The organism is Thermoleptolyngbya sp. M55_K2018_002 (genome assembly GCF_015295965.1).
Lineage (GTDB): Bacteria > Cyanobacteriota > Cyanobacteriia > Elainellales > Elainellaceae > Thermoleptolyngbya > Thermoleptolyngbya sichuanensis.
The window spans coordinates 1-3067 of record NZ_DVEA01000278.1; the positions used below are offsets into that span (position 1 = coordinate 1).

1 protein-coding gene and 1 pseudogene are annotated in these 3067 nt (G+C 54.7%); one reads left to right on the plus strand and one right to left on the minus strand.

The features are described from left to right. Nucleotides 1-686: pseudogene (locus tag IGS51_RS14340) on the minus strand (hypothetical protein); the annotation flags it as partial. Between the two features lie 927 nt (nucleotides 687-1613). On the opposite strand from IGS51_RS14340, the gene IGS51_RS14345 reads away from it, so the two are divergent. Then, the coding region (locus tag IGS51_RS14345) for an ABC transporter ATP-binding protein (protein ID WP_297079183.1) at nucleotides 1614-3067 on the plus strand (1454 nt) is incomplete at its 3' end.

Below are 3067 nucleotides of genomic sequence, written 5' to 3' on the forward strand. Positions count from 1 at the left end.
GGGCGTCCAGGCGCAGTTCGCCGGCCGGAAGAGAACCCGCCAGATGAACTGTCAGCACCGCCGCCGCCAGGATCGATAATGGGGCCACCGCCACCGCCACCAATCAGGCTGCCATCTAGTCCTTGTTTGAAGTTCAGGAAGTTTTCGGCGGGAGTGTTATCTACAAAGGTGTAGGTAACAGTTTGCGTGGAAATAAGGGAATTGTAAAAATTCGTTAAAAACGTTGGGTCTTGGGTTAGGAACCAGCCCGTGTCGAGTTCTTCGTTCGCAAAGCCAATATCGGGTCGAGGAGAACTGACAGGGGTTCCCAAGCCATTTGTAGTAATGGTTGCTACGTCGCTCCAGTTGCCAATCTCAAATCCATTGAGCAAAAGGAAGTTCTGATTAAAGTCAAAATCGTCTTGTGGCGGAGCAGGTGCATTATCACCGTCAAACAGGGTGATGCGGACTGCAACCCGGCTCAGCCCGCCGCCGAGCGTATTGGTAAAGGTGGGGGTTAGCCCGGTCTGGGTGCCGATGAGTTGCTGGCTAGTGGTCACTGTACCTTCGTACAGTTCGGATGCGGCGAGCTGTGCAACCACACGCTGGCCGTTAGTGCCGATTAGGTCGAGAACGATGCCACCAATGATGGTGACACCGCTGGGCAGAGCACCGCCTGCGGGAGAAACATTAGGATCGATTGCCATGAAATTTTAAACCCTGGTAACAAAAAACAAACGTCAATAAAGCATGACTCAAATGCTGAGGTCAATCGCTGAGGTCAATCTCAGAGGGAACGATGTCTGTTTCGTTTAACCCTGGGGTTACGACACCAGACATTGGGTAGACAGCAAACTTGTCATGAGCGCAGTTTTCGCGAACTCGCTCTAGTTTTCTCATGCTGTTTTTCGATCGTGAATCGTCAGTAGATTGCCTGATTTTTTGAAAACGCGAAACTGAAAATGCGAGAGAGGAGCGCTTAATCCTCTGTTTTTTCGCGGCCTGCGTCTATCACAGGCGCTCGAAACAACTCAAACAGTTTATATTGCCAGTACCCGGTCATAATAGAGCTATGTCCGTATATTCTAGGAGACTTTGTTCTTTTTTCTTTACATTTCAGCTTGATTTCGGCATAAATTGCGAGTTTTGGCAGAGGTATTCCAACTAGAGCCTCTCTCTCTAGGGATTTTAGGGAAGGGCTGAAATAACTGATTTGCGGGCGCTCTCTGTGGATGCAGGTAGAAATTCTTCGAGCGACTCTGAATGATTGACAGGCTTGATAGGCTAGGAAAATATGAAGAACTCAGCCTATTCAGCCATTCGTCAACCGTAATTTGCCTGATGTGTGGATCTGGAACTGGGGGGCGATCGCCCTTGGAACCTCTCTGCCGAAAGTCTCCAACGTTTTTCCTTTTGCTGCTGTAAGCCTGGGGCGATCGCCTCTATCGCCACGCCGTTGCTTCCTGCCCCCGGTTTCTGGTTCAGTGGAGTCAGGACTGACGCACTTGCGACAAGCTCCTTGGATTTTGGATCATTTCTCATGGGCTGTGCCTGCGAGAAATTCTCCAACTGCGTCAGTCCCAGGAGTATTCGGGATATTCGGAATTCGGAATATTGATTTGGCTAGATTTGCTTTGGATTCTCGGTCTGGCTATCGGCGACTGCTGCCCTATCTCAAACCCCACTGGGGAACTGTGGTGCGGGCGTTTTGCTGCACGCTAATTTTTACGGCGGCGTGGCCGCTGCTGGCATGGCTGGCGGGGCGGCTGCTGAGCTTTTTGGTGGCGGGGGACGTGCGATCGCTGGCGCAAATGGCGGGCATCGTAGCGGGCGTGTTTTTGGTGCAAAAGATCGCCCAGTACGGGCAGGATGCGCTGATGGCCAAGGCTGCCTTGGCGATCGCCCTCGACCTCCGCACCCGCACCTACGCCCACCTGCAAACCCTCAGCCTCGGATATTTTGAGCGGGCCCAGACGGGCGACCTGTCCTATCGCCTCACGGAAGACATCGACCGCATCGGCGAAGTGGTCAACAAAGTGTTTCACGACTTTACGCCCTGCGTCTTGCAGTTGGTTTTCGTGTTCGGCTACATGGTATACCTCAACTGGCAGTTGACCCTGGCCAGCCTAGTGATGGTGCCGCTGATGGGGCTGTTGATTAGCTGGTTTGGCGATCGCATGTTGAAGATTTCGCGCCGCAGCCAGTCCCTCGTCTCCGATCTATCTTCCCTGCTTACGGAAGTGTTTAGCGGCATCCGCCTGGTGCGGGCCTTTGCCGCCGAAGATTATGAAATTCGTCGCTTTGCCCGCGAAGCCGAGCGCAACCGTCGGGCAAAATACGCCGCCGCTTGGCTCAAGGCAGTGCAGTATCCCGTGGTGGGCTTTATGTACGCCGTCAGCGTGCTGCTGCTGCTGCTGCTGGGGGGCTGGCAAATTTCGCGGGGCAACCTGACGGGCGCACAGTTTGGCAGCTACGTCTTTGCAGTGGCGATGCTGGTAGACCCGATCGCCCACCTCACTGACAACTACAACGAGTTCAAACAGGGGCAAGCCTCGGTCGATCGCATTTTTGAACTGCTGGACGTGGAACCCGCTGTCTACGAAGCCCCAAACGCCCTCGTGCTGCCGCCCGTCACAGGCAAAGTGGAATACCGCAAGGTCAGCTTTGCCTATCCCCAGTCAGGGGTTGGGAACCAGGATTCTGCTCTCCCTCCATTACCCGTCCTCCACCAACTGAGCCTGCTGGCCTTTCCTGGCGAGGCGATCGCCCTGGTCGGCCCCTCCGGCGCAGGCAAGACAACCCTGGTGAACCTACTGCCGCGCTTTTATGACCCGCAGCAGGGGCAAATTTTGATCGACGGCGTGGATATCCGCACCGTAACGCTGTATAGCCTGCGGCGGCAAATCGGCATCGTCCCCCAGGAAACGGTGCTGTTTTCCGGCACGATCGCCCAAAACATCGCCTTTGGCCAGACCGATTACGAGCGGCAAGCAGTGGTCGAAGCCGCAAAAATCGCCAACGCCCACGCCTTTATCTCCCAATTTCCCGATGGCTATGACTCGTGGGTGGGTGAGCGCGGCGTAAACCT